Source organism: Natrinema sp. SYSU A 869 (assembly GCF_019879105.1).
In the GTDB taxonomy this organism is placed as follows: domain Archaea; phylum Halobacteriota; class Halobacteria; order Halobacteriales; family Natrialbaceae; genus Natrinema.
Genome location: NZ_CP082249.1, coordinates 34867 through 57090 on the forward strand (window position 1 = coordinate 34867; position 22224 = coordinate 57090).

The following is a 22224-nucleotide window of genomic DNA, read 5'->3' on the forward strand; positions in this document are numbered from 1 at the left end:
AGTGAGTGGAATCGATCGAAAAAATCCAGCGGAAACCCCAAATCCCTTAGCGGCTCCGCACATACCCCCGGTCAATGGCCAAGTGCGACGTGTGTGGGAAGGACGAAAACATGCCGTACAACTGTCGGCACTGCGGCGGCACCTATTGTGCCAACCATCGGCTCCCCGAGAACCACGACTGCTCGGGGCTGCAAAACTGGAACGATCCACAGGGCGTCTTCGACAGCGGGTTCGACGACAACGTCAATTCGGGCGGGAGCACGTCTCGGGTCTCGAGTCTCACGGACAAGCTCCCGGTCGATACCGGTCCGGGCGGACCGCTGGCGTACTTCCGCGGGAATGCCACCTACACGTTCCTCGCGTTGATGTGGCTCACGTTTATCGCCCAGTTTCTCGTCAGAGCGGTCTTCGGTATCGAAATGGCACAGACCCTCTTCGTTCTTCGACCCTACTACCCGGAGTACGTCTGGACGTGGGTAACGTCGATCTTCGCACACGGCGGACTCTACCACATCGCCGGCAACAGCATCGTGCTGTTCTTCTTCGGCCCGCTCGTCGAGCGATACGTCGGGTCCCGGAAGTTTGCGATCCTCTTCCTGGTGAGCGGTGCCCTCGCGGGGCTCGGTCAGATCACCATCCAGACGCTCCAGACGACCGCGGTAACGCCGTTCACCCCGGGTGTCGTCGGAGCGAGCGGTGCTGCACTCGCGATCATGGGCGTCCTGACGATCTTGAATCCTGGTCTCAAGGTGTACCTCTACTTCATTTTGCCCGTCCCGATCTGGGTCCTCACGGGCGGATACGCCTTCATCAGCATCACGTTCCTCTCAGGCGCTCTCGGCGGTGGTAGCGGAATCGCACACATGGCCCACCTTGTCGGTCTGGTGATCGGCCTTGCCTACGGGAAGTACATCAAGCAAAACCGGAACGTCAGCGCGCCGAACCAACTCGAGTTCGGCGGTGGCGGTCCCGGTGGCCCGGGCGGTCCGGGCGGCCCCGGCGGTCCCGGACGCGGCCGATTCTGAGTCGAACCGAGGGGGTTCCCGCATAACCCCGCAACTGATTTTCTCGCGGCGTCTATCACCGCCAAACAGATGCACGACCCCCGCCCCGACCTCGCACCCGATGCCGGCCTCTCGCGCGACGAGATGGAAGCCCTCCAGCGCGAAATCGCCGCTGCCGCCGTCTTCGAGGACGACTTCTCGTTCGATCCCGACGTCCTCTCGAACCCGCTCGCGTCGACTGCGGGCGGCGGGACACCGCCGGTCATCGTCGGGATCGATCAGTCGTTTCTCACGAACGAAGACGGCGATCAGGATCGCGCTCTGAGCGCCGTCGTCGCGATGCGCGGCGGCGAGGTCATCGAGCGCGTCCACGCGGTGACGTCCCTCGAGATTCCCTACATTCCCGGTCTCCTCTCCTTCCGCGAAGGGACGCCGATCCTCGCGGCGCTCGAGGAACTGTCCGTCGATCCCGATCTGTTCCTGTTCGACGGCAGCGGTCGCATTCACTTTCGGCAAGCCGGCATCGCGACCCATATGGGCGTCGTCCGGGACGTGCCGAGCATCGGCGTCGCGAAGAGCCTGCTCTGTGGCACGCCGCATGAGGACACCAACGACCTCCCGGCAGGGACGAAAATCGCCATCGAATCGAACTCGAGGGTCGACACACCCGACGGCACCCTGCTCGGCTACGCCGTCCAGACTCGACAGTACGACTCACCGAACCGGTACATCAATCCGCTCTACGTCAGTCCCGGTCATCGGGTCGGACCCGAAACGGCGGCCGACATCGCGCTCGAACTCGCCTCGTCGTACAAACTCCCCGAGCCGGTCCGACTCGCGGACAAGTACGCAGACGACGCGAAGCAAAACCTCGGCGACTAAGCCTACTCAGCCACCGATTAAAACCGCTCGACCAACCGATCGCGGCGGGCGGGAATGAAAGGGGCCAGCCCGCTCGGGGAAGGCGGACGACGCAAGAACCGCAGCCCAACGGGCGAGGATCGCAGCGAGTCCACCGAGTCGAGCGGGCTGGGGGCTTTCAGAGTGACGTTCAGTGCCATCACACACCCCTTCTCCCTTCTGCGACCCCATTCAAATACGAACGTTACGGATAGCGCGACAAACCGTCGATACTTAGGTATCGTCTCACGAACCGATCACACATGGCCACCGCTGAGGACGTTGAAGGGACAGCCGATGACGAGCCGGACGGCACCGTCGTCGAGGACGACCGCGGCCGGGATCGCGAGACCGGGACGAGCGCCGACGATCGCTATACGCGCAAAAAGTCGGTGCTCATCACCGGCTGCTCGTCCGGCATCGGTCGCGCGACCGCCCGCGCCTTCCTCGCGGATGACTGGCAGGTCTTCGCGACGGCGCGCAACGTCGACGACATCGCGGCCCTCGGGGAGGCCGGCTGCAAGGCCCTCGAGTTAGACGTCACCGACCCCGAGCAGGTCGCACGGGTCGTCGAGGAGGTCGTTGACGTCGCCGGATCGATCGACTGTGTCGTCAACAACGCCGGCTACGCCCAGATGGGGCCCCTTGAGGACGTCGCGACGGTCGACCTCCACCGGCAGTTCGACGCCAACGTCTACGGTCCCCACCGACTTACCCGCGCCGCCTTGCCCCACATGCGCGCACAGGGCGAAGGCCGGATCGTCAACGTCTCGAGCGTCACTGGACGCATCTCGTTCCCCGGCTCGGGCGCATACTCGGGCTCGAAACACGCCCTCGAGGCAATGAGCGACTCGCTGCGCGCCGAAGTCGACGAGTTCGATATCGATGTCGTCGTGATCGAACCCGGCCCGGTCGAGACGGACTTCACCGACCGCGTCGACGAGGAACTCCCCGAAGACGAGCGAACACCGGCCTACAAATCGCTGTATGAACTCTACGATGAGGCCCAACTGATTGGCGGCGGGAGCGGCGGTCCTTTCGCCTCCGAAGCCGAAGACGTCGCCGACGCGATCCTCGAGTCAGCGACCAGTCCCGACCCGCCAGCGCGGTACCCGGTCGGCCCGCTCGCCCAGTACGGGCTGTACGCCCGCTTCCTGCCGGATCGACTGCGCGATGCGGTCTACGGACTCCTGCGGAAACTAGTCTGACTGCTGGATCGCTTCGTCAGGGCCCTTATCGCTCGTCTCCGTCGTATCGCTCGGCCGCTGACTCGAACCCCAGTTCCGACTGCTCGCGGCCGCGCCGTTCCTCGAGCGCCGCAATCGCGTTGGGATCGGGCGCGGCGTCGTCGGTGATCCGCGCCCACGAATTGTGGACCTTCGAGTGGCACCACCGACAGAGGTAGACCGTGATCTCGTGGGAGAGCGTCTCGCCGTCGCGATCATAGGAGAGGTGGTGTTCCTCGAGCAGCGGGCGCTCATCGTCGTGGGCCATCCGCTTTTCTGCGAGCCCGCAGCGGACGCACTCGCGGTCGCGGTTGCGCGAGCGGAAGTGCGGACAGTCGGCCCACGACCAGTCCGATTCGGGGTCGACCACGGGACACTCGTACTCCTCCTTGGCGCGCTCGCTGGCGAACTCGGGATCGTGCCCGTAGTGCTCGAGGGCGTATCGACACTGGCCCTCGCTGGTGAGATAGTCGCAGACGCCCGCGAACTCGTAGGGGTCGTCGACGCCGACCGAGGTACCCTGCGGCGTTTTCTCCATCGTCGTTCGACCGTCCTTGGTGCACCGACCAGTTGAATTTGGCGTCTGATTGCTGTGCTCCAAAAGATGAAAACAAAATATGTTATGGAAGTAACTATATGGTATGGACCAACCGAACCCGACTCGGATCGCTGCCCTCGTTGTCGCTGGCTGGATCGTTCTCGAGTTCGCGCTTCGGCGAGGCCTCGTCTCGGCCGCCGCTGCCGTCGGGATCGATCCGGGGCTGGTCGATGCCCTCGTCCTCGCGATCGGATTTCCACTCATCGCCGCGGTTCTGAGCTGGGTCGCCCTCAAGCGAGGACAGGACCGCGACCAGTGGGACTGGGAATTGACGCCCCGGACCCTCGGTATGGGCGTTCTCGCGGCGGTTGTCGGATTCGGACTGGTCGCTGGCGCGGCCCAGATCGACGCGGCGTTGTTCGGCCTCGACCAGATCGACGGGACTCGAGAAGGACTGTCGGTGGCGACGGCAATCCTGTTACTCGTCGGTAACGGACTCATTGTTCCCATCGCGGAGGAGCAGGTCTGGCGGGGGATCGTCCAGACGGAACTCGTCGACGCTTGGGGTACCGTCGCCGGTATCGGTGTGACGGCGGTCCTGTTCGCGTTCAAGCACGTGATCGTCGACCTCTCGATAGTCCGGCTCACGACGCTGCTGACCCTCGCCGTTCTCTTCGGAGTCGTCCGTCACCGGTGGAGCACCGCCAGCAGTACGGTAACGCACGCTCTGATCAACACGGTCTCGACGGCTGGTCTTGTCGCAGTGGCCCTCGGCTGATCGACACCGGGCGGTTCGACGAGCTGCTGTCGATCGACTGACTATCCGTCGGCGGGAAGGTTTTTGCTGTCTCCGTTCTCACTCGAGGGCGTGCGACTCGTCCACGAATCGGCCATCGACGACTCGTCCGCCGACGGGACCGACCGCGACGTCCTAGCGATGACGGTCGAGCTCGCTGACTCGATCGTCAGCCAAGCGCGAGGGCTCATGTTTCGTCGGAGCGTTCCGGACGACTACGCGCTGGCATTTCGGTTTGACTCGACCAAGACCCGTGATCTCCACATGCTGTTCGTCTTCTTCCCCATCGACGCCGTCTGGGTCGTCGACGGCATCGTCCAACGCGTCGAGCGGCTCCGACCGTGGCGGGGCTTCGCTCGCGAGACGGCCGACCTGATCGTCGAACTCCCAGCCGGCACCGCAGCCGATGTCGAGCCAGGTGACCGGTTGATTTTCGAGGGCGAGTAACGGCGATCGAGTGCGACCGCTGACGACTGTGGACGCTCCGAGACAGCCAGAGACGACCGGTGACGGCCCCGATCCCATGCAAGTCACTCCGCAGAGACAGTGGTACTGTGCTGTGACCAGCGGATTTAAGTCAGGGAGATACGTTAGGAGACAGTACAATGGCACGAGATCCCATCTCAACGCCGCACGACGAGGATAGAGGAAGTCGGGGCAACCCGGCTGGATGTGAAATTCTCCGACGAACGTAATCCCACTTCATCACTCTTGCCTGTAACTCACTCCGCCGAACAGACGATCGAATCGGACCGTACAGTGCGCCTTCTCGACACGACGCTTCGCGACGGCGAACAAGCGCCGGGTGTCTCGCTTTCCCCCGACGAGAAAGTCGAGATCGCCCGCTCGCTCGAGCACGCCGGCGTCTCCGTCATCGAGGCCGGCAGCGCCTGTACCGGCGCGGGTGAGCGACAGGCTATCTCACGGGTGACCGATCTCGATCTCGACGCCTGCGTCACGAGCTTCTGTCGTGGGATGCAAGGCGACATCGACCTCGCGCTCGAGTGTGATGTCGACGGCGTCCACATCGTCGTCCCCGCCAGCGACCGTCACGTCGAGGGCAAGGTCGGCACGTCCCGTGTGGACAACCTCGAGAAGACCGCCGAACTGGTCGCTTACGCCACGGACCACGACCTCTGGGTCGAAGTCATCGGCGAGGACGGCTCTCGAGCGGATCTGGACTACCTCGAGGAGTTGGCCGAAACCTCACTCGAGGCAGGCGCGGACCGCTTTTGTTTCGCCGACACCGTTGGTCACACCGGGCCGGAACACACCCACGAGGCCGTCTCCCGACTTGCCGACATCGGCCCGGTCAGCGCCCACACCCACGACGATCTCGGACTGGGCGTGACCAACGCACTTGCGGCCGTCTCCGCGGGTGCCGATCTCGTCCACTGCACGGTCGACGGACTCGGCGAACGCGCCGGCAACGTCGCCTTAGAGGAGGTCGCGATCGCCCTCTCGCACGTTTACGACCTCGAAACGCTCGAACTCGAGGAACTGTACGGGCTGGCTCAAACAGTCTCCCGGGCGACGGGGGTTCAGCTGCCGCCGAACAAGGCCGTCATCGGCGAGAACGCCTTCACCCACGAGAGCGGGATTCACACCGATGGAACGCTCAAAGACGACAAGATGTACGAGCCCTACGCGCCCGAGACCGTCGGGCGCGAGCGCCGACTCGCGCTCGGCAAACACACTGGCCGTGCAGGCGTCGCGGCGACCCTCGAGGAACACGGCGTCGAAGCCGACGACGACGAAATTGCCGAGATCGCGACCCGCGTGACCGAACTCGGCGACCGCGGCCGCCGGGTGACCGACGCCGATCTGCTCGCCATCGCCGAGGACGTCACCGGCGAGGACCGCGAGCGGGTCGTCGACCTGCTCGATCTCACCGCCACCAGCGGCGGTGCCGTGCCGACCGCCAGCATCCGACTAGCCGTCGACGGCGAGGAACGCGTCGCCAGCGGCACCGGCTCCGGCCCCGTCGACGCTGCCGTTTCCGCCGTCCGCGAGGCGCTGGGCTCGATGGCCGACGCCGAACTCGAGTCCTATCACGTTGACGCGGTCACGGGCGGGACCGACGCCGTCGTCACCGTCGAAGTCACGATGGTTCGCAACGACCGCTCGGTGACAGTTGCTCGCAGCGAGGCCGACATAACCCGCGCGAGCGTGAAAGCGATGGTCGACGCGCTCGATCGACTGCTCGCGGCCGACCCCCAGTCACTCGCGCCGGCCGACGATTGATCGCCGGTCATTCCTTCTCGATCGGGTTCCGTCGTCGGGAGTCACCGATACTGCATGTCCCCCAGTTGATGCTCGAGGCGGGACTGACCCCCTTCATGCCGCGGCCTATCTCAATTATAGACGTGAACGCGGCTCACGACGTTCCACGGATCGATCACGTACACGGCCGCGAGGAACAGGGCCATGACGACGGCAAACAGCCGTGCGACTCCGCCGACCGACGACGGAACACCTGGCTCGACGGTGATCGCCATCAGCGCTGCGACCCCGATCCAGAGACTCCCGACGATCAGCCGCTGACGTAGCTCCATAGGCGAACGTTCGTCTCGAAGACTATGAAGACATCTGTCGCTGTCGCTGACGGAGTGGGCTCGGTGTCGGACGGGACGGATCGGCTCGCGAATGCGTCAGCCAGGGTCCTCTCTCGGCGTCTCGCCCTCGAAAACGAACGAGGGTCGTCCTCCTACGGCAGCGGGAGCCTCATGAGTAATCGAGGTCGACGGTCTGATCATCGAGGGCCTCCTGTCGCGTGTCGAGCATCCCGACATCGTCGTACGAGACCGGCCCTGGGACCTGATGGGCTTCGGGTCCAGGTTGGTGTCCGAGGTAGGTGACGTTCGGGTTCGTTCCGATGTCCGCCAACAGCTCGAACTGCTCTTCGGGCGCGTCGACGTAGTCCTCGAACAGTTCGTAGGCCACCTCCTCTCGACTGGCGACCTGGACGTCCTGACTCGGTCCCTCGAACTGCTCCGGCGACAGCCCGATCTCTCTGATCCCCTCCTCGCTCTCGAGGTCGAGTCCGGTGTCTTCGATCGCGGTCACGACGTCCAGCACCGTCTGCTCCTTGTCCGGAAGGGAATCGCCCGGCGGCGCTTCCTTCTCGTACTCCTCCTGCGTGAGAGCGATCCCTTTCGCGAGTGCGATCATCTCCACGGTAAGCCCGTCGACGGCATCGACGACCGCGTCAAGATTCGGGTCGACGCCCTCGAGCGACGATTCGACCGAGTTCGGCGACGGAAGCTCCGTGAACAGATTGATTACCGTTCGCGCCCTAGCTGGGTTTTCCGCGTACCGTTCCGGGTCGCTCGCGGGGTTATTTTTGTCTCCGAACTGAATCACGTTCGGCGGACAGGCCTGCTCACAGGCGCTCGTGCCGATCAGTTCCTCGCCCGCGTTGCCGTCCTGGCGAGCCGGATCGAAGACGCATTTCGACATGACGCCGCGGGGAGCACGGCGACTGACCGGCCGTCCGCGTTCGTCGTAGATCCCTTCCGAGTCGAGCTCCGACCGGTCGACGTTCGGATCGTCCCACTGGAAGTAGTTGACGCCGTAGGGGCAGGCCACCTGACAGTAGCGACAGCCGATACAGACCTCGTAGTCGGTCAGCACCAGCCCGCCTTCGTCGCGTGTGTGGCGAGCCGTTGTCGGGCACACCTTCTCGCAGGGCGCGTCGGTACAGTGCTGACACGGGCGGACGAGGTAGTTGAATTCGTGGACGACATCGTTCTGCGAGCATTCTCCAGGCTCGACGTCGACGGTGCCGGGATCCGGGGACTCAACCTGGCCGTCTTCGAAGGCGAGAACGTACATCCAGTTTGCCCCCTCATCCCACTGGTGTTCCTGATTACAGGCGGTCACGCAGGCGAGACACCCGTCGCAGTGCTCAAGGTCGATCGTCATTCCCCACTGGGTCCCCTCGTCTGCGCCCTCGACTTCCCCTGCCTCCTCGACGGACTGCTCCGGCTCCTGCTGGTCGACCGCACCCCATCCGAGACTCGCGAATCCCATCCCGGCCCCCGCCTTTTTGAGCATCCCTCGACGGGACTCATCGCCACTGGTGAGTTCCACGAGCGTTGACCCGATCCCACCCCACCCTCCTCGCCGTCCCCGTCCTCCGGGCTGGCAATTGGCCGTTCGTCCTCACCGAACTCCTCCATCACGTCGTCGTGATACCGCTCGTGGAACTCCTCCTCCGAGAGCTCCCCTTTCGTGACACGCATAGCGTCTCGTCCCATCTCCATCCCGAGTTCCGTATCGTACTCGGTGTCGTCAAGCGTGTCCTCAAGCTCGTCTTGCCACGCCTCACCGAGCGGATGGAACGCCCCCTCCTCGTCTGTCGGCTCGTCGTCGAAGCTCATCGTCCCCACCGCGTCCAGGTTGCTGTCTCTCGAGTGGCGATCATTGTGGCTTTGGTCAGTGAACATATCATCAGTATGTCTATAGTGACCCTGCTTGCGAATGACGGGCCCCGGGCGGTGTCAGTCCAGCTAGTTCCGCGTAGAGATCTATCCGAGCGGTATCGGACTCAAGCGATCGGACGTGACACTCGAGTCGGAACGAGACGACGGCTCGCTTCGCTCACGGCTTCGCCATTCATTATTCCGTGGCGCTACGCGCCACGATGATCGAGCGGTGAAACCGCGAGACGCGGAGCGGTGTGAGTTAACTGGTCGCTGGAAACAACGCGGGAATTTGAACGAGAGAAGACGCAGCCCGGGAAGCGAACGAAGTGAGCGACCCAGAACGTCTTCGCGTTGTTCAAATCTCCCTCTCGGCGTTTTTTATGACGCAACATGGCGAGCGACGCGTGGCGCGTAGCGCCACGCACCGCTCATCGGATAGTGTCGCTGGAAAAGCGCCGAGAGGGAGATTTGAACTCCCGAGTCCGTGAGGACAGTAGATTTCGAATCTACCGCCTTGGCCGGGCTAGGCTATCTCGGCTCACTCCTCCCTACCCGAGGGACCTTTTTACCGGTTTCGATTTTTCGCTCTCCCTGGTATCGATTCTCTCACGATCGCAGCAGGGTTCGATCCGCTTGAGTCGTGATAAACGGATCCGCTGTCGTGGACGAACCGTCGACTACCCCGTATTCTTCATGCCGGCTGCGATTCCTTTGACCGTTAGCCGCAGGGTCCGTTCCTCGATGTCTGTCCGATGAGTGCGGTTGAGTAGGTAGACCTGCAGCATGTTCAGCGGATCGACATAGGGGTTCCGGCGCTCGAGGTTTTCACCGAGCCAATCGCGAGTATGCAGGCGGTCTCGCTGGCCGATCTCGGTGATCAGATCGGTCGCTCGCTGGTATTCGTCGGCGACGCGGGGGAAGAATCGATCGCGAAGGTCCTCGTCGGCCATGTCCGCGTATCGCTCGGCGATCTCAAGTTCGGTCCGCGACAGCGAGAGCGCGGCGTTGTCCAGCGTCGTCCGGAAGAACGGCCACTCCTCGTACATCTCCTGGAGCGTCTCCATCGATCCGCCGTCCTCGAGATAGGACTGCATCCCCGTTGCGATGGCGTACCAGCCGGGCAGGATACACCGCGACTGGGTCCAGGAGAACACCCACGGGATCGCCCGCAGGTCCTCGACAGTGCGCTCGCCGCTACGGGAGGCCGGGCGCGACCCCAGATCGAGGTCTTCGATGACGGTGATCGGCGTTGCCTGTTCGAAGTACTGAACGAACCCATCGCTCTCGAGGAGGTCGCGGTACTCTTGGCGGGCGGTGTCGGCCATGGTTTCCATGGCCTCGACCCACTCGTCGCGGATCTCCTCTTCGGGCTGGTCGATCGACTGCTTGCGCGCCCGGAGCTGGGCGTTGAGCATCTGCTCGATGTTGCGCTCGGCGATGCGCGGGTTAGCGTACTTCTCGGCGATGGCCTCGCCCTGTTCGGTGAACTTGACCTGGCCCGTCACGGTCGAGTTCGGCAGCGCCAGCAGCGCCTCGTTCATCGGGCCGCCGCCACGGGAGATCGAGCCGCCGCGGCCGTGGAACAGCCGCATCGTTACGTCGTGGTCGTCACAGATCTCACCGAGCCGGCGCTGGTTCTTGTACAGCGACCAGTTCGCCGCGAGGAAGCCGTTCTCCTTGTTCGAGTCCGAGTAGCCGAGCATGATCTCCTGGGTCCGGCCGCGCGCCTCGAGCGCCTGCGAATAGGCCTCGTTTTCGAACAGCGTCCCCATGATCCGACGCGCCCCTGAGAGAGCGTATTCGGTCTCGAGTAGCGGGACGATGTCAATCCCCGAATGCTCGGGCAGGGAGACGACGCCGGCCTGGTCGGCCAGGAAGAGGACTTCGAGGACGTGGCTGGGCTCGTCCGTCATCGAGATGGCATAGGTGTCGATGGCGTTGACCCCGTACTCGGTCTGCCAGTCCGCGAGGCTGTCGAACAGCTGGAGGACCCGCTCGGAATCGTCCGAGAGTTCGTCAGTGTCGCTCAGATCGATCACTGGCTCGTCCTGCAGGACGGCATCGGTCAGGAATTCGACACGGTCGTCCTCTGAGAGCCCGTGGTAGTCGATCCCCTCGGCCTCGAGGGCTTCGGCGATGGCGTCGGTGTGTTTCGCCTGATGCTCGCGCAGGTCGAGACTCGCCAGCGAGAAGCCGAAGGTGGCGACCTGCCGGCGGATCGGGTCGACGTGGGCGTCGACGACGCTCTCGGCACCGTTGTTCCGCAGGCTCGTCGCGATGACCTCGAGGTCCGTGAGGAGGTCGTCGACCTCGTCGTAGCCGCCCGGTCGAACATCGCCCACGCGGCGGAGTCGCTCGCGCATGAGCTTGAGCTTCTGTCGGTAGGGTTCGTCGGGGTAGCGCTCCTCGGCCGTGCGAGCGCTGCCGGGGAGTCGGTCCCGATCACGCTCGAGGGCAGCCTGGAACTCGGAGCCGGCGTCGATCCGGCTCCCGTCCTGACTCAGAACCCCCGAGAGACGCTTGAGTTGGGTTCGGTACTGCTCTAAGATGACCGAGCGCTGGCGCTCGAGCGTGTTCGCAGTCACGTCGGGGGTCACGTATGGGTTGCCGTCGCGGTCGCTGCCCGCCCACGAACGGAACTCGAAGAGTTTCGGGATCTCGAGGTCGCCCGGCACTTCCGCGTCGATCGCGTCGTCGAGTTCGTCGTAGACCTCGCCGACGACCTCGAACAGCGTGTTCTCGAGGTACCATTGGACGTTGCGCGCCTCGTCTTCGGGCTCTGGCTGACGATTGCGAACCTGGGGCGTCTGCCAGAGGCTCGTGACCTCCGCGTCGATGTCCCGCCAGAGCTGGTTCTCCTCCTTGTCGGTCAGCAGCCGCTCGTCTAGGGTCTCGAGATACGTCGAAATCTCCCGCAGTTTGGACTTGACGGTCTTCCGGCGGGCTTCGGTCGGGTGGGCGGTGAACGTCGGCTCGATCAAGACGTCATCCAGGACCTGCTGGACCGTCTCGACGTCGGCTTCACCGAGCTCTTCGGCCGCGGTCTCGAGGCTATCGTCGAGGGTTCCCTCGTGGGATTCGGTACGGATCGTGCGGACCCGTTCGCGCTCCTCAGCGAGGTTGATCAGCTCGAAATAGGTCGTGAACGCACGGGCGACGATCCGCTGTCGATGCGGCGAGAGCCCCTCTAGTTCCGTGATGAGTGACTCTCGTGACTCGAGGTCCCCGGATCGGTACTCGATAGCTGCCTGTCGACAGGACTCGACGTTCTCGAACGACCTGCGGGACGTCTGCTCCTCAAGGACGTTCCCGAGCAACGCACCGAGTTCGCGAACGTCTTGTCGGACTTCCCTGTTGTGGAGTCGCATATCGTGTGGATGTGCGTGACGTGGTAAAATCCCTAGTAGGAGCACTGACCCGCTCATTCATCGTTTCCGTGATAGTTACTACCAGTGACAGTCAGATGATTGGTAGTCTCTGTCGGTCTGTTCGCCCATCGCTCCGAATGCTATCGGTACCGTAACTCTAATCCAGATATTTACTACAAATATAAATTATTCCTATATCGGATTGGTTTCGGATTCACCGATACGCACGGCTGCGGCATTCACTCTCGAACGGCGGATAGTCCACAAAAACGCATTATATCACTGACGACACGCTCGCACGAAACTAGATCGTATCATGCGCGGTCACAGAGGGACTGGTATGTGCTCGATCGAACGCCGAATGGTGAGCGAAGCAGTGCACTCCGTCACTCGTCCATATACTGCGTGCAGACTCGTCGAATCCCTTCCTCGAAATCGATCCGGGGCTCCCAGCCGACTTCCTCGCGAATCTTCGAGGCGTCGGCACAGGTGTCGTGGACGTAGACCGAATCGGGAATCGGATTTGCGACGTACTCCGGTTCCACGTCAGTCTCGAGTTCGTCGTTGAGCATCTCGACAACGGTGTTGAAGTCGTACGCCTCTCCCGTTCCGAGATTGTAGATTCCGTCGAGTTCGTTCGCTGCGGCTTGCTCGAGTCCCCGGACGATATCGGAGACGTGCGTGAAGTCCCGCGTCTGGGTGCCGTCCCCGTAGAGTACGGGCGACTCGCCGTCGGCGATGTCGTCGGCGAACTGGGCAATCACGTTGGCGTACTCGCCCTTGTGCTCTTCAGCGCCGCCGTACCCCTGGTAGACCGAGAAAAATCGCATGCCGGCCATCGACATGTTGTAGTGATTCGAGAAGTACTCGCCGTAGCGCTCACGGGCCAGCTTCGAGGCCTCGTACCCTGTATTCACGCTCACGTCCATGTCTTCCGGCGACGGCTCTGTTCGGCTGCCGTAAATCGACGACGTCGATGCATACACTACTGTCTCGCAGCCGTCTTGGCGAGCCTGCTCGACCACGTTGACGAACCCCTCGACGTTCACCCTGGCACCGGTCGTCGGATCGTCCTCGTGCATCGCGTACGAGGACAGCGCGGCCAGATGGAACACTACGTTAACGTCCGTCGGCAGGTCGTCGTCCAGTACGCTCGCATCGACGAACTCGACGTCGTCGGACAGGTTCTTGGGCGTCCCCAGATAACAGTCGTCGACGACGGTCACGTCGTTTTCCTCGGCGAGATGGTTTGCCAGATTCGATCCGATAAATCCCGCTCCCCCGGTGACGAGGACGGATTTGGCCTCGAGGTTCATACCGAAAACCCCCATACGACACCCAATAGGTGTTGTGAAAGCTCGAGCGCCTGATACGGAGCGACAGTTGACCGCCGGCATTCGCGTGTGATCGTTGCGGTGGGGGCCGGCCTGCTAAGCCTCGGAGTGCTCGCGTTCGGTATCTTACCAACATCTACACTGGCGTTCGCCGGCTGACTCCCGGAGCCGATATTCGACAGCCGGCGAACTGATCCCACAGACCGACCGGACGGAAACGAGCGAATCGATCTCGAGGTCGCAGGCGGTGTCGCCGTCCGCGGTCCACGCTGCCTCAGCCCACAGGTTCTTGCTGGTACATACCACACTACACGGTCATGCGCTACTACGAGGACCTCGATGTCGGGGAAACCCAGGAGTTCGGCGAGTATCACGTCACGAAAGCAGAGATTATTGAGTTCGCAGAGCGGTACGACCCGCAGTCGTTCCACACCGACGAGGAGGCCGCCGAGGACTCTGCGTTCGGCGAACTGGTCGCGTCGGGCTGGCACACCGCTGCCATGTGCATGCGAATGCTCGTCGACGGCCCGATCCAGGACCGGGCCAGTATGGGCGCTCGCGGTGTCGACGAACTCCGGTGGAAACAGCCCGTCCGACCCGGCGACACGCTCTCGATTCGCACCGAAATACTCGACAAGCGGGTCTCCGAGAGCGACCCCGAGCGCGGCTACGTCGACAGCCTCCTCGAGGGTGTCAATCAGGACGGCGATGTCGTCATCTCGTGGATCGGACTTGGTATGATCGCGCGTCGAAACCCGGGCGAGGACTGAGGTCTCTGCCAGTTTTCGACCGGACACCTCGGGCTCTCGGCCGACCGGTAGCCAGCGGCGAGTAACTGATCGATGGATGGCTACCGGTCGCGTGACGACCGATAGCGCCGCTTCAGGATTCGATCGAGAGCAACCGCTCTCTGACCGTTTCGGCGACGCCGGTCAGATGGACCTGCCCGAACACCGCCACGAGGAGCGCGCCGAGCGTGTTGAACATGAGATCGCGGACCGTGTCGTCGAGGCCGTGCTGGGCCAACGGCATCGTGAGTCCGGTCTCGGCGGCGACGATATCGAGTGCGAACTCGAACAGTTCCCAGATGACGCCGAAGGCCATCACGACCACGAAGATGTAGACGAACGCGATCCGATTCGGGATGTGGATGTCCTCGGCGTGCAGGTCAATCGCCCGAGCGGTCGTATAGCCGATCCCGGCGATCAGGGAGGCCGACAGCGCGTGCGTAAGGTGATCCCACCAGCTGATATGGCCGTATAGGCCCGCCGATCCGAGCGTGTGGAGGAACACTGCAGCGGTGATCCAGAGCGCGAGCCACGGATCTAGCGGCAGATCGTAGTTGCGTTCTAACAACGCCGGGAGGAACGTAATCAGGAGGCCGACACCGCCGTTGAAGATCGCTTTCGGCTGGCCCGCGAGGACGCCGGAAGCGACGAGTCCGACGAGGATGAGTTGCAGCAGTCGCGTGAGCCGTCGCTGGGTTCGCAGCGAGGGCCGCGGGAGGCGACTCATCGCCGAACCACCCGTCTGAGCGCGCGACGGAGCCGTCGATCCCGGCGTCTGAAGTACGCGTCGAACAGTACACCGGCGGCCAGTCCGGCGACGGTCACCGAGAGCCACTCGGCCATTAACACCTCGTTCGTCGAGAGATACGACGTACCGAAAACCCGATCCAGGTTCCATCGGACCATGGTCCACGCTGCGACCGACGCCAGCGTTGTCAACACGACGAACGCGATGGCGAACCAGTGGGTTACCTGCAGCGACGTGAACATGTGTAGTTCGACTGTGATCAGAAGCGCCAGCCCTGCAACCGAGAGATAGGCCGCGAACGTACCGACGTTGCCGCCGAACAGTCCCCGAACGAGGATGGGCAACGTCGCGAGGACGAGCAACTCCCAAGGTAACATGACGCGCCACTCACCGTAGGCCACGGGTGGTATCAGTACGATCGTGCCAACGCCGGCGACGAAGACGAGCCACTGACGGTCAAAATCGAGCGCGCTCTTGACGAACACCATCGCGAGCACGCCGACTACCACCCACGCGAGGAGGGCGTTCGTCCGACCGCTCCGAAACAATCGTTCGAACACGTCCTCTGCCGCGTCCGCACGGGTTTTCAGGAGTGGATCGCCGTCGTTCCTCGGCATTTTCAGGGCCGACACACCATCGATCCATAAATCCGCCGGTGGGCTTATCTCGCTGACTCCCCTTCGAGATGATAGATGATGCTACCGACACACGCGCTACTGGGGCTGGCCATCGCAGCGCCGCTCATCGTCGTCGCCCCGGAGTTCGCACCGGCGGCGCTCGTCGGCGCGTTTCTCGGCAGCGTGCTGCCGGACTTCGATCTCTACGCGGGACATCGGCGGACGCTCCACTATCCGACACTGTACGTGGCCGCTGCCGTCCCGATTGCGATCACAGCAGCGTTCGTCGTGACCCCATGGCTCGTCGCCGCCGCCTTCCTGTTCGCCGGCGCTGCCCTCCACTGTCGAATGGACCGATACGGCGGCGGCCTCGAACTTCGCCCGTGGGAGGCGACCTCCGACCGAGCGGTCTATGACCACGTCAGGAACCAGTGGCGAGCGCCGAAACGCTGGATTCGGTACGACGGCGCACCGGAAGACGTCCTCCTCGCGGTGTCCGTCGGTGTCCCGCTCTGGATCGTCCTCGAGAGCCCCCTCCGGTGGCTCGTTGGTACCGCGTTGCTGGTCGGCGGGACGTACGGACTCCTTCGGCGGCGGCTCGCGACCATCGCGTCGGTCGTGTTCGGGTCCGTTCCCGAGCCGGTCGACGAGTACGTGCCGAGTCGATACAATACGATTGAATCTGCCGCTGGGGCCGACCGGCAGGCGGAATCGATTTCTGGATACCTCGCCCAATAGCGGGACATCACGATCTACGATCAAGATCTCACCCATCGTTTCCGGGCAAAGAGCGGAGTAACCGACAGCATGATGCACTGGCCGCGAGGATTGCGGCGGCGAGGACGACGAGGTCGCTGCTCGGCGAGTAAGTGGTCAACAACACGTTCGGACCCGAAAGGGCCGTTACGCTCGCGGTTCTATTTCGAATTTAAGAGTCGCGCTCGTCAGTTTCGATGTCGTCCGCAAAGAAGTGCTCCGACTGGGATTCGAACCCAGGTCATTGCCGTGAGAGTCCCTCCTGACTACAAGGACTAATTTCGCGGTTCGATCGTCCCGAAATCGCCGAGACCCGTGATTTCGGCCCGCTCAGTTCGAGGTAATAGCTCCAGAGTATATAAAACCCGCGAGTTTGCTCCCGAGGCAACTCCGACTCGCATAGTTGAGTTTTCATCTGAGCGTTGTTGCCATTTTCAGGCAGCTGGATCTACAGAACAATATCGCTCCCCACTCTGGCAGGCAGTGACGGCAATCTTTCTAGGGATAAGATACAGACGCTCTTCCGTAGGAGATTGTTGATACTACAGAACGGTCGCTGGAAAGTCGAAGAGGACAAGGGAACCGCGTCAGCGATGCCCGACACGGATGATTCCGCTCAATGTGTTTGGCTCGGAATCAGTCGCAGGGGATCTGCTCCAACAGGTTCGCTGGCGTGATGGTGTGAGTTGTCCTCGCTGCCGTTTCTGACCATTCGGTCAGAACGGTAGCTATGGGCACTTTCAGCGGTATCTCTGTAAGGATTGCGACCGCACGTTCAACGACAAGACGGTATACTACTATAGTAGGCGTTAGAAATAGTTACTCACCTTTGGGATTGAGAGTTGGTCGAGAGCTGTATCAATCGCTGTCGTCAGCTCGTCGAGTGAATCAAAGAAGCGGTTGCTAAGAGACGCTTGAAGCGGTCTCCAGCACTCCTCGACAGGATTCAGTTCCGGCGAATACGACGGTAACGTCACGAAGGCGAGGTCGTCACGGGCCGCCAGGTCCGTGACGGCTGACGCCTGAAAATATGGCGCTCCATCTAGGACGACAATCAAGTTACCTTCGAATTCTCTGCATAATGCTAAAATGAAATGTTTCGTGTGTTCGGCGGTGACGTACTCAGTGAATCGGGAGAAAAAGCGATCACCGTTTTCGGTGATCGCGCCCAGCAGACACGTCCAGTCGCGTTGGCCAGAGAGTTCGACAGAGGGTCGCGTGCCGCGCGGAAACCACGCGGCACGCGGCTCAACTTGCACGGATTTCTTGGTTTGGTCGATACAGACTACTGTGGCGTCCATCTCCCGCCGCTTTTTTTGAGTTCGTCGTAGAACGTTTCTTGTTCGTCAGCCTCAGCTTCAGCGGCTGTGCGGCGTGGTTTTTGGTAGCTCAATCCCGCCTCGTTCAGCAACCGCCGGCAACTCGGGATTGAGTACTCGACATCGTAGGTCTCGTCGAGATACTGCTGGACGAGCGCCGGCGTCCACGCCGGCGCGTCAACCCCAACTTCCTCGGGTGAGTCGTGGACAACTTCCTCGAATTCTTGTTGCTCTTTTTCTGAGAGCTTTCGTTTTCTCCCAGATCGGTGAGCATCAGTAACAGCCTGCTCAAGCGACTCGTCGGTGTCGAGTCGCTTGAGCCAGCTATAGATCGTGCGTCGCTGAATGTCGTACCACTCGGCTAGTTCAGTCTGTGTAACGCCGTTTTTGAACGCTATTGCCGCTAAGAGCCGTTGTGTCGGCTTCTTCCCCTCCACGTTGTCGAGGGCATCTTGCAATTCCTCGACAGAGATTTCGTCGAGATGATCCACTACGCTTAGCAACAATCTCTGAGTAGAAAGTTCTAACGGTTACTATAGTAGCGCCTATCAAACACTATTCAATTGTAATATCAGGGATAGAATAACAAGGATACTGTAATCGAACTATACATATTTAAATGGGAATAGTAGCGACGAACTCTTGTGACCCGAAACGAGACGAACCGGCGCCGCTTCCTCACGGCTGCTGCGGGCGTGGGAATCGTATCGATCGCTGGCTGTCTCGGCAACAACGAGGACGATTCTCCTGAGGACACGGATACGCCGACAGATACTAACGCCACCACTAATCCAGAACCAGAGACAGACACGCAGACCAGTGATAACGAGACTGAGACTGACGGCAACGAAACTAACACCGACAAAGACACTACAACCGAGTCTAATAACACTCCTAGCTCAATCGATGAGTATCTCGCTGACACCGGCAACTACGACGGCACGGTCAAGGACAACACCAGCGACGATGCCATCGACGTTATGATCGGTGTGCAGGGCAACGGCCCCGGTGCACAGGCATACGATCCCGCCGCGATGAAGGTCTCACCCGGTACGCTGGTCAGATGGGTCTGGACGGGCGAGGGCGGTCGGCACAACGTCGTCAGCGAGAGTGGTGAGTTCACGTCTGGTGCGACTAATGCCAGCGGCCACACCTACGAGTACACGTTCGACGAACCCGGTACCTACTTCTACTACTGCGAGACACATACCGAGGTCAAGATGCGTGGCGCAGTCGTTGTCGCCGACTCGTAAGACGGGACGTCCCTACTTGGAGATCAGTTTCTCCTGAGGATCGATATTGAGGCACTGTCTAGATAAGAGAAATCGCAATACAGGAAGGTGATGAAGTGACGGTATCGACTGTAAAAATGCTGTGGCAGGCTCTGAAACACTTCTATACGTCGGAATCGAGTAACTAGACAGTGCCATATTGACGTTCTGGTTGAACACGTTGTCCGGATCGTACTCGGCCTTGATTTCGGCAAGGCGGTCGTAGTTGTCGCCATACACCTGCACAGCCCAGCTCTCCCAGTCACGCTCTTCAACGCCGGTGAAGCCAGCGTAGGCGCCCTCACCGCCTGCTTCGCGAATCTTTCGTTCGGTCTCGGCGGCCCAGTCGAGGGTTGGCTCATTCTGGAACTCCTCCCAGTTGCCCTCGATAGTGATCATATACTGCTTGTCCTCCCACGGGTATGCATAGTCGCCGCCGTGACCGATGTTCCCGCCGAGCGGCCAGATACCAACCGCTGACATCGGCGTCGGCGCCGCCTCAGTCCGCTCGACGATGATGCCGTGGATGTCGTCGGAGAGGTCGTCGACGAATACCGAGCGATGAGTGTACTTGCGGCCCCACGGGTACATCTGCGCACCGAGGTCGTGGAGCATTTCGTAGGGCATCATGTCGCTCATGTCGAGGAGCGGCTCGCCGATCTCGCGAAGCGGCGCGATGACCTGTTCGCCTTCTTCGGGGTTGCCTGCGTAGCAGCCAAGGATAACGACGGCCTTCTTACCTGCGAGATCATCGGGTATCGGCGGGAGGTTCGGAACGTGACCCGAGAGGAGAATGGTGGTCAGCTCTTCGGGGGCGTCCTCGATGACCTGCCGGTGGGTCTCCATGACATCGTCGGCAAGGTCGTACGGGTAGAAGATACCGAGGGACTGTACCATCGGCCCGACCTCGTACAGGTCGAATTCGAAGTTGGTGACGACACCGAAGTTGCCGCCGCCAGATGGAATCTACCTCGGCCGGCGGGGAGTTCTTTATAAGCAACACTCCGCCGTCTGTGGAATCTTAACCATCATGAAAACGGATTGGCGCTGCAGGCTCACAGCCACTCAGACGCCCTCAGAATTCCTCTCGTTCGGTCTGACGAACGGGGGGAAATCGCGGAGTTCAGATCGACCCGTTATCGGTTCGCGACTCACGACTATGAGTCTCGAGCCAATCGATCCGGAGACAGCACTCGAGCTGTACCTCATGGACAAGGAAGCCGAACTCGCTGAGAGTTCGATTCAGTCGCATAGGTACCGCCTCAAGCACTTCCTACGCTGGTGCGAGATGGAGGACATCGACAACCTCAACGACCTCACCGGTCGCAAACTCCAGCAGTATCGTCTCTGGCGTCGCGACGACGGTGACCTCTCCGTCTCCAGCGAGAAGACCCAGATGGACACGCTGCGCGTGTTCATCCGCTGGGCCGAGTCGATTGACGCCGTCGAACAGGACCTCTCGACGAAGGTCCGTTCGCCGTCGATGACGCCAGAGCAAAACACCCGCGACGAGATGCTGGAGACCGAGGAAGCCGAAGCGGTTCTCTCGTACCTTGCTAAGTATGACTACGCATCCCGTGAACACGTCACCGTCGCGCTGATGTGGCACACGATGATGCGTGTCAGCAGCGTCAACGCCCTCGACGTCGACGACTACAATCCCGGCGAGCAGTACATCGAGGTCCACCACCGCCCAGAGACTGACACACCAATCAAGAACAAGAAAGACGGTGAGCGCCTGGTCGCACTGTCGGATGACATCTGCATGCTACTCGACGACTGGATCGAAGAGAAGCGACCGAACGTGACTGACGACTTCGGCCGTGAACCACTCGTCGCGACGAGGAGGGCCGCGCGAACAAGACTACGCTTCGGAAGTACGTCTACCAGGCGACCCGACCGTGCTTCCGTGGGGCAGAATGCCCCGAAGATCGGGACCCAGAAGAGTGTGAGGCTGCTGTCAACGACCAGGAAGCGTTCAGGTGTCCCGCGAACGTCAACCCCCACGCCATTCGTAGGGGTAGCATCACACACTCGCTCAACAGTGACCTTCCCGACAACGTCGTCAGCGATCGCGCGAACGTGAGCCCCGCAGTCATTGAACAACACTACGACCGGCGTACTGAGAAAGAGAAGATGGAACAGCGGCGGGACTATTTAGATCGACTCTGAGCGCAGAACAACTTTGTATTTTCCTTTTATTTCTGCTGTATAATAGCCGCATTCATATTGGTAGGATCCACTGTGGGCTAATATAGTATTTGACAAGATGATTGCGATGCTCGGAAACGAACATCCGCTAGCAGTAGCCGGTTAGACGGCTTTGTCGACCTACTCGAGTAGTGCCGGATTTCAGTGACCGTACTGAGTACGGGACGCGTATTTACCGGTGAGTGTGACCGAGTTGAGCTAGCTTGAGTTACCTATCTATGAGATTATACATTGATACATGCTGGTTTGGGCTATAACCCCAATCTGGCGAATCGGGCCAGACTGGTGCTGGTTGACAAAATCTCTGTGTTAGTATTTACCACACTATCTATATCGTCTTGAAGAACCTAATGATAGATGGTGAAAGATATGGCGCTCACAACCACACCAGAGGAGAACAAGCAGATAATCCACCGCTTCGTTGAAGAGGTAGTGAACAACGGAAACTACGACCGCATCGACGAACTCGTCGCCGAGGATCTAATCGATCAGACACCGTTTGGGGAAACGCGAGGCCGCGATGCATTACGAGACACTATGACCCAAATCCGGACCGCGTTTCCGGACTTCTCCGTGACCTCTCACGAGATTGTTGCAGAGGGGGATAGCGTGGCAGTGCGAATGAACCAGCGGGGAACCCACGAAGGCGAATTCATGAGCTTGGAACCGACTGGCCGAACATTTGACATCGAAGCCATGGGTTTCGCTCGGTTGGAAGATGGACAGATCGCTGAACGGTGGGCGCAGCCCGATATGCTTGGTCTATTGCAACAACTTGGTGTCGTGGAGTCACCCGGCGAATAACTCGACTCCCCGGCCTGTTTTTCAGTGTGGCTGAAGGGTGATAGTCCGGAGTGGTGTGAGAAATACGAGATATGTAACTACCGAGTTGCTGAATACAGCCTCTCGGCCTTGTTTAGA

Annotated in this window: 19 protein-coding genes, 1 tRNA gene and 2 pseudogenes; 12 read left to right on the forward strand and 10 right to left on the reverse strand. The window is 61.2% G+C overall.

The window, feature by feature from the left end:
- The first annotated feature begins 74 nt into the window (after positions 1-74).
- The 3 genes from K6I40_RS08255 (at position 75) to K6I40_RS08265 (ending at position 3112) form a co-directional block, all read left to right on the forward strand.
- Positions 75-1025, forward strand: coding sequence for a rhomboid family intramembrane serine protease (locus tag K6I40_RS08255; protein WP_222918582.1), 951 nt, complete (start codon positions 75-77; stop codon positions 1023-1025).
- Between the two features lie 69 nt (positions 1026-1094).
- Entirely contained in the window at positions 1095-1886 is a 792-nt protein-coding gene (locus K6I40_RS08260) for an endonuclease V (RefSeq protein ID WP_222918583.1), read from the forward strand.
- Between the two features lie 281 nt (positions 1887-2167).
- The gene (locus K6I40_RS08265; protein WP_222918584.1) at positions 2168-3112 is read left to right on the forward strand and encodes an SDR family oxidoreductase; all 945 of its coding nucleotides are present in this window, start codon (positions 2168-2170) and stop codon (positions 3110-3112) included.
- Positions 3113-3137: 25 nt separating this feature from the next.
- Here K6I40_RS08265 and K6I40_RS08270 read toward each other — a convergent pair whose 3' ends face one another.
- The gene (locus K6I40_RS08270) at positions 3138-3668 is read right to left on the reverse strand and encodes a hypothetical protein (protein WP_222918585.1); all 531 of its coding nucleotides are present in this window, start codon (positions 3666-3668) and stop codon (positions 3138-3140) included.
- 103 nt (positions 3669-3771) lie between these two features.
- Between K6I40_RS08270 and K6I40_RS08275 the strand changes: the two genes are divergently transcribed.
- The 3 genes from K6I40_RS08275 (at position 3772) to K6I40_RS08285 (ending at position 6708) form a co-directional block, all read left to right on the forward strand.
- On the forward strand, positions 3772-4446 hold the full coding sequence (locus K6I40_RS08275) for a CPBP family intramembrane glutamic endopeptidase (RefSeq protein ID WP_222918586.1): 675 nt from the start codon (positions 3772-3774) through the stop codon (positions 4444-4446).
- A gap of 90 nt (positions 4447-4536) precedes the next feature.
- Entirely contained in the window at positions 4537-4911 is a 375-nt protein-coding gene (locus tag K6I40_RS08280) for a DUF192 domain-containing protein (RefSeq protein WP_222918587.1), read from the forward strand.
- Positions 4912-5223: 312 nt separating this feature from the next.
- A complete protein-coding gene (locus tag K6I40_RS08285) occupies positions 5224-6708 on the forward strand; it encodes a (R)-citramalate synthase (RefSeq protein WP_255681891.1) in 1485 nt (494 codons plus the stop codon).
- Positions 6709-6818: 110 nt separating this feature from the next.
- On the opposite strand, the gene K6I40_RS08290 is transcribed toward K6I40_RS08285, so the two are convergent.
- The 5 genes and pseudogenes from K6I40_RS08290 to K6I40_RS08310 form a co-directional block, all read right to left on the reverse strand.
- Positions 6819-7019, reverse strand: coding sequence for a hypothetical protein (locus K6I40_RS08290; protein WP_222918589.1), 201 nt, complete (start codon positions 7017-7019; stop codon positions 6819-6821).
- Positions 7020-7188: 169 nt separating this feature from the next.
- Positions 7189-8846, reverse strand: a pseudogene (locus tag K6I40_RS08295) (4Fe-4S ferredoxin N-terminal domain-containing protein).
- A 498-nt stretch (positions 8847-9344) separates the two neighbouring features.
- A tRNA-Ser gene (locus tag K6I40_RS08300) sits at positions 9345-9429 on the reverse strand.
- A gap of 139 nt (positions 9430-9568) precedes the next feature.
- The gene (gene ppc / locus K6I40_RS08305) at positions 9569-12259 is read right to left on the reverse strand and encodes a phosphoenolpyruvate carboxylase (RefSeq protein WP_222918590.1); all 2691 of its coding nucleotides are present in this window, start codon (positions 12257-12259) and stop codon (positions 9569-9571) included.
- A 386-nt stretch (positions 12260-12645) separates the two neighbouring features.
- On the reverse strand, positions 12646-13575 hold the full coding sequence (locus K6I40_RS08310) for an NAD-dependent epimerase/dehydratase family protein (protein ID WP_222918591.1): 930 nt from the start codon (positions 13573-13575) through the stop codon (positions 12646-12648).
- Between the two features lie 335 nt (positions 13576-13910).
- On the opposite strand from K6I40_RS08310, the gene K6I40_RS08315 reads away from it, so the two are divergent.
- Positions 13911-14363 carry a MaoC family dehydratase gene (locus K6I40_RS08315; protein ID WP_222918592.1) on the forward strand — a complete coding sequence of 151 codons (453 nt, stop codon included), beginning with the start codon at positions 13911-13913 and terminating at the stop codon, positions 14361-14363.
- A gap of 112 nt (positions 14364-14475) precedes the next feature.
- Here K6I40_RS08315 and K6I40_RS08320 read toward each other — a convergent pair whose 3' ends face one another.
- Both K6I40_RS08320 and K6I40_RS08325 read right to left on the reverse strand, forming a co-directional pair.
- Positions 14476-15084: a hypothetical protein gene (locus tag K6I40_RS08320; RefSeq protein ID WP_222920318.1), complete on the reverse strand. Its 609-nt coding sequence runs from the start codon at positions 15082-15084 to the stop codon at positions 14476-14478.
- 20 nt (positions 15085-15104) lie between these two features.
- Entirely contained in the window at positions 15105-15746 is a 642-nt protein-coding gene (locus tag K6I40_RS08325; RefSeq protein ID WP_222918593.1) for a hypothetical protein, read from the reverse strand.
- A gap of 75 nt (positions 15747-15821) precedes the next feature.
- Between K6I40_RS08325 and K6I40_RS08330 the strand changes: the two genes are divergently transcribed.
- Both K6I40_RS08330 and K6I40_RS08335 read left to right on the forward strand, forming a co-directional pair.
- Complete coding sequence (locus tag K6I40_RS08330; protein WP_255681893.1) at positions 15822-16484, forward strand: metal-dependent hydrolase; 663 nt, start codon at positions 15822-15824, stop codon at positions 16482-16484.
- 624 nt (positions 16485-17108) lie between these two features.
- Positions 17109-17309, forward strand: a pseudogene (locus K6I40_RS08335) (transposase); the annotation flags it as partial.
- 2 nt (positions 17310-17311) lie between these two features.
- On the opposite strand, the gene K6I40_RS08340 reads toward K6I40_RS08335, so the two are convergent.
- A protein-coding gene (locus K6I40_RS08340) for an IS630 family transposase (protein ID WP_222918594.1) occupies positions 17312-18312 on the reverse strand; the annotation gives its coding sequence in 2 pieces (ribosomal slippage) (positions 17312-17820 and positions 17820-18312; 1002 coding nt in all).
- A gap of 153 nt (positions 18313-18465) precedes the next feature.
- Between K6I40_RS08340 and K6I40_RS08345 the strand changes: the two genes are divergently transcribed.
- A complete protein-coding gene (locus tag K6I40_RS08345; protein ID WP_222918595.1) occupies positions 18466-19074 on the forward strand; it encodes a halocyanin domain-containing protein in 609 nt (202 codons plus the stop codon).
- 12 nt (positions 19075-19086) lie between these two features.
- Here K6I40_RS08345 and K6I40_RS08350 read toward each other — a convergent pair whose 3' ends face one another.
- Positions 19087-19938: a BBE domain-containing protein gene (locus K6I40_RS08350; protein WP_255681894.1), complete on the reverse strand. Its 852-nt coding sequence runs from the start codon at positions 19936-19938 to the stop codon at positions 19087-19089.
- A 313-nt stretch (positions 19939-20251) separates the two neighbouring features.
- Between K6I40_RS08350 and K6I40_RS08355 the strand changes: the two genes are divergently transcribed.
- On the forward strand, positions 20252-21178 hold the full coding sequence (locus K6I40_RS08355; RefSeq protein ID WP_345779426.1) for a tyrosine-type recombinase/integrase: 927 nt from the start codon (positions 20252-20254) through the stop codon (positions 21176-21178).
- 482 nt (positions 21179-21660) lie between these two features.
- A complete protein-coding gene (locus K6I40_RS08360) occupies positions 21661-22107 on the forward strand; it encodes an ester cyclase (protein ID WP_255681895.1) in 447 nt (148 codons plus the stop codon).
- Positions 22108-22224 lie beyond the last annotated feature (117 nt).

What these genes read in the sequence shown, in the direction of transcription:
- K6I40_RS08350 (WP_255681894.1), bottom strand. Translation starts at nt 19,938, where the DNA reads ATGGAGACCCACCGGCAGGTCATCGAGGACGCCCCCGAAGAGCTGACC.
- K6I40_RS08255 (WP_222918582.1), top strand. Translation starts at nt 75, where the DNA reads ATGGCCAAGTGCGACGTGTGTGGGAAGGACGAAAACATGCCGTACAAC.
- K6I40_RS08360 (WP_255681895.1), top strand. Translation starts at nt 21,661, where the DNA reads ATGGTGAAAGATATGGCGCTCACAACCACACCAGAGGAGAACAAGCAG.
- K6I40_RS08270 (WP_222918585.1), bottom strand. Translation starts at nt 3,668, where the DNA reads ATGGAGAAAACGCCGCAGGGTACCTCGGTCGGCGTCGACGACCCCTAC.
- K6I40_RS08275 (WP_222918586.1), top strand. Translation starts at nt 3,772, where the DNA reads ATGGACCAACCGAACCCGACTCGGATCGCTGCCCTCGTTGTCGCTGGC.
- K6I40_RS08310 (WP_222918591.1), bottom strand. Translation starts at nt 13,575, where the DNA reads ATGAACCTCGAGGCCAAATCCGTCCTCGTCACCGGGGGAGCGGGATTT.
- K6I40_RS08355 (WP_345779426.1), top strand. Translation starts at nt 20,252, where the DNA reads ATGAGTCTCGAGCCAATCGATCCGGAGACAGCACTCGAGCTGTACCTC.
- ppc (WP_222918590.1), bottom strand. Translation starts at nt 12,259, where the DNA reads ATGCGACTCCACAACAGGGAAGTCCGACAAGACGTTCGCGAACTCGGT.
- K6I40_RS08290 (WP_222918589.1), bottom strand. Translation starts at nt 7,019, where the DNA reads ATGGAGCTACGTCAGCGGCTGATCGTCGGGAGTCTCTGGATCGGGGTC.
- K6I40_RS08315 (WP_222918592.1), top strand. Translation starts at nt 13,911, where the DNA reads ATGCGCTACTACGAGGACCTCGATGTCGGGGAAACCCAGGAGTTCGGC.
- K6I40_RS08265 (WP_222918584.1), top strand. Translation starts at nt 2,168, where the DNA reads ATGGCCACCGCTGAGGACGTTGAAGGGACAGCCGATGACGAGCCGGAC.
- K6I40_RS08260 (WP_222918583.1), top strand. Translation starts at nt 1,095, where the DNA reads ATGCACGACCCCCGCCCCGACCTCGCACCCGATGCCGGCCTCTCGCGC.
- K6I40_RS08325 (WP_222918593.1), bottom strand. Translation starts at nt 15,746, where the DNA reads ATGCCGAGGAACGACGGCGATCCACTCCTGAAAACCCGTGCGGACGCG.
- K6I40_RS08330 (WP_255681893.1), top strand. Translation starts at nt 15,822, where the DNA reads ATGATGCTACCGACACACGCGCTACTGGGGCTGGCCATCGCAGCGCCG.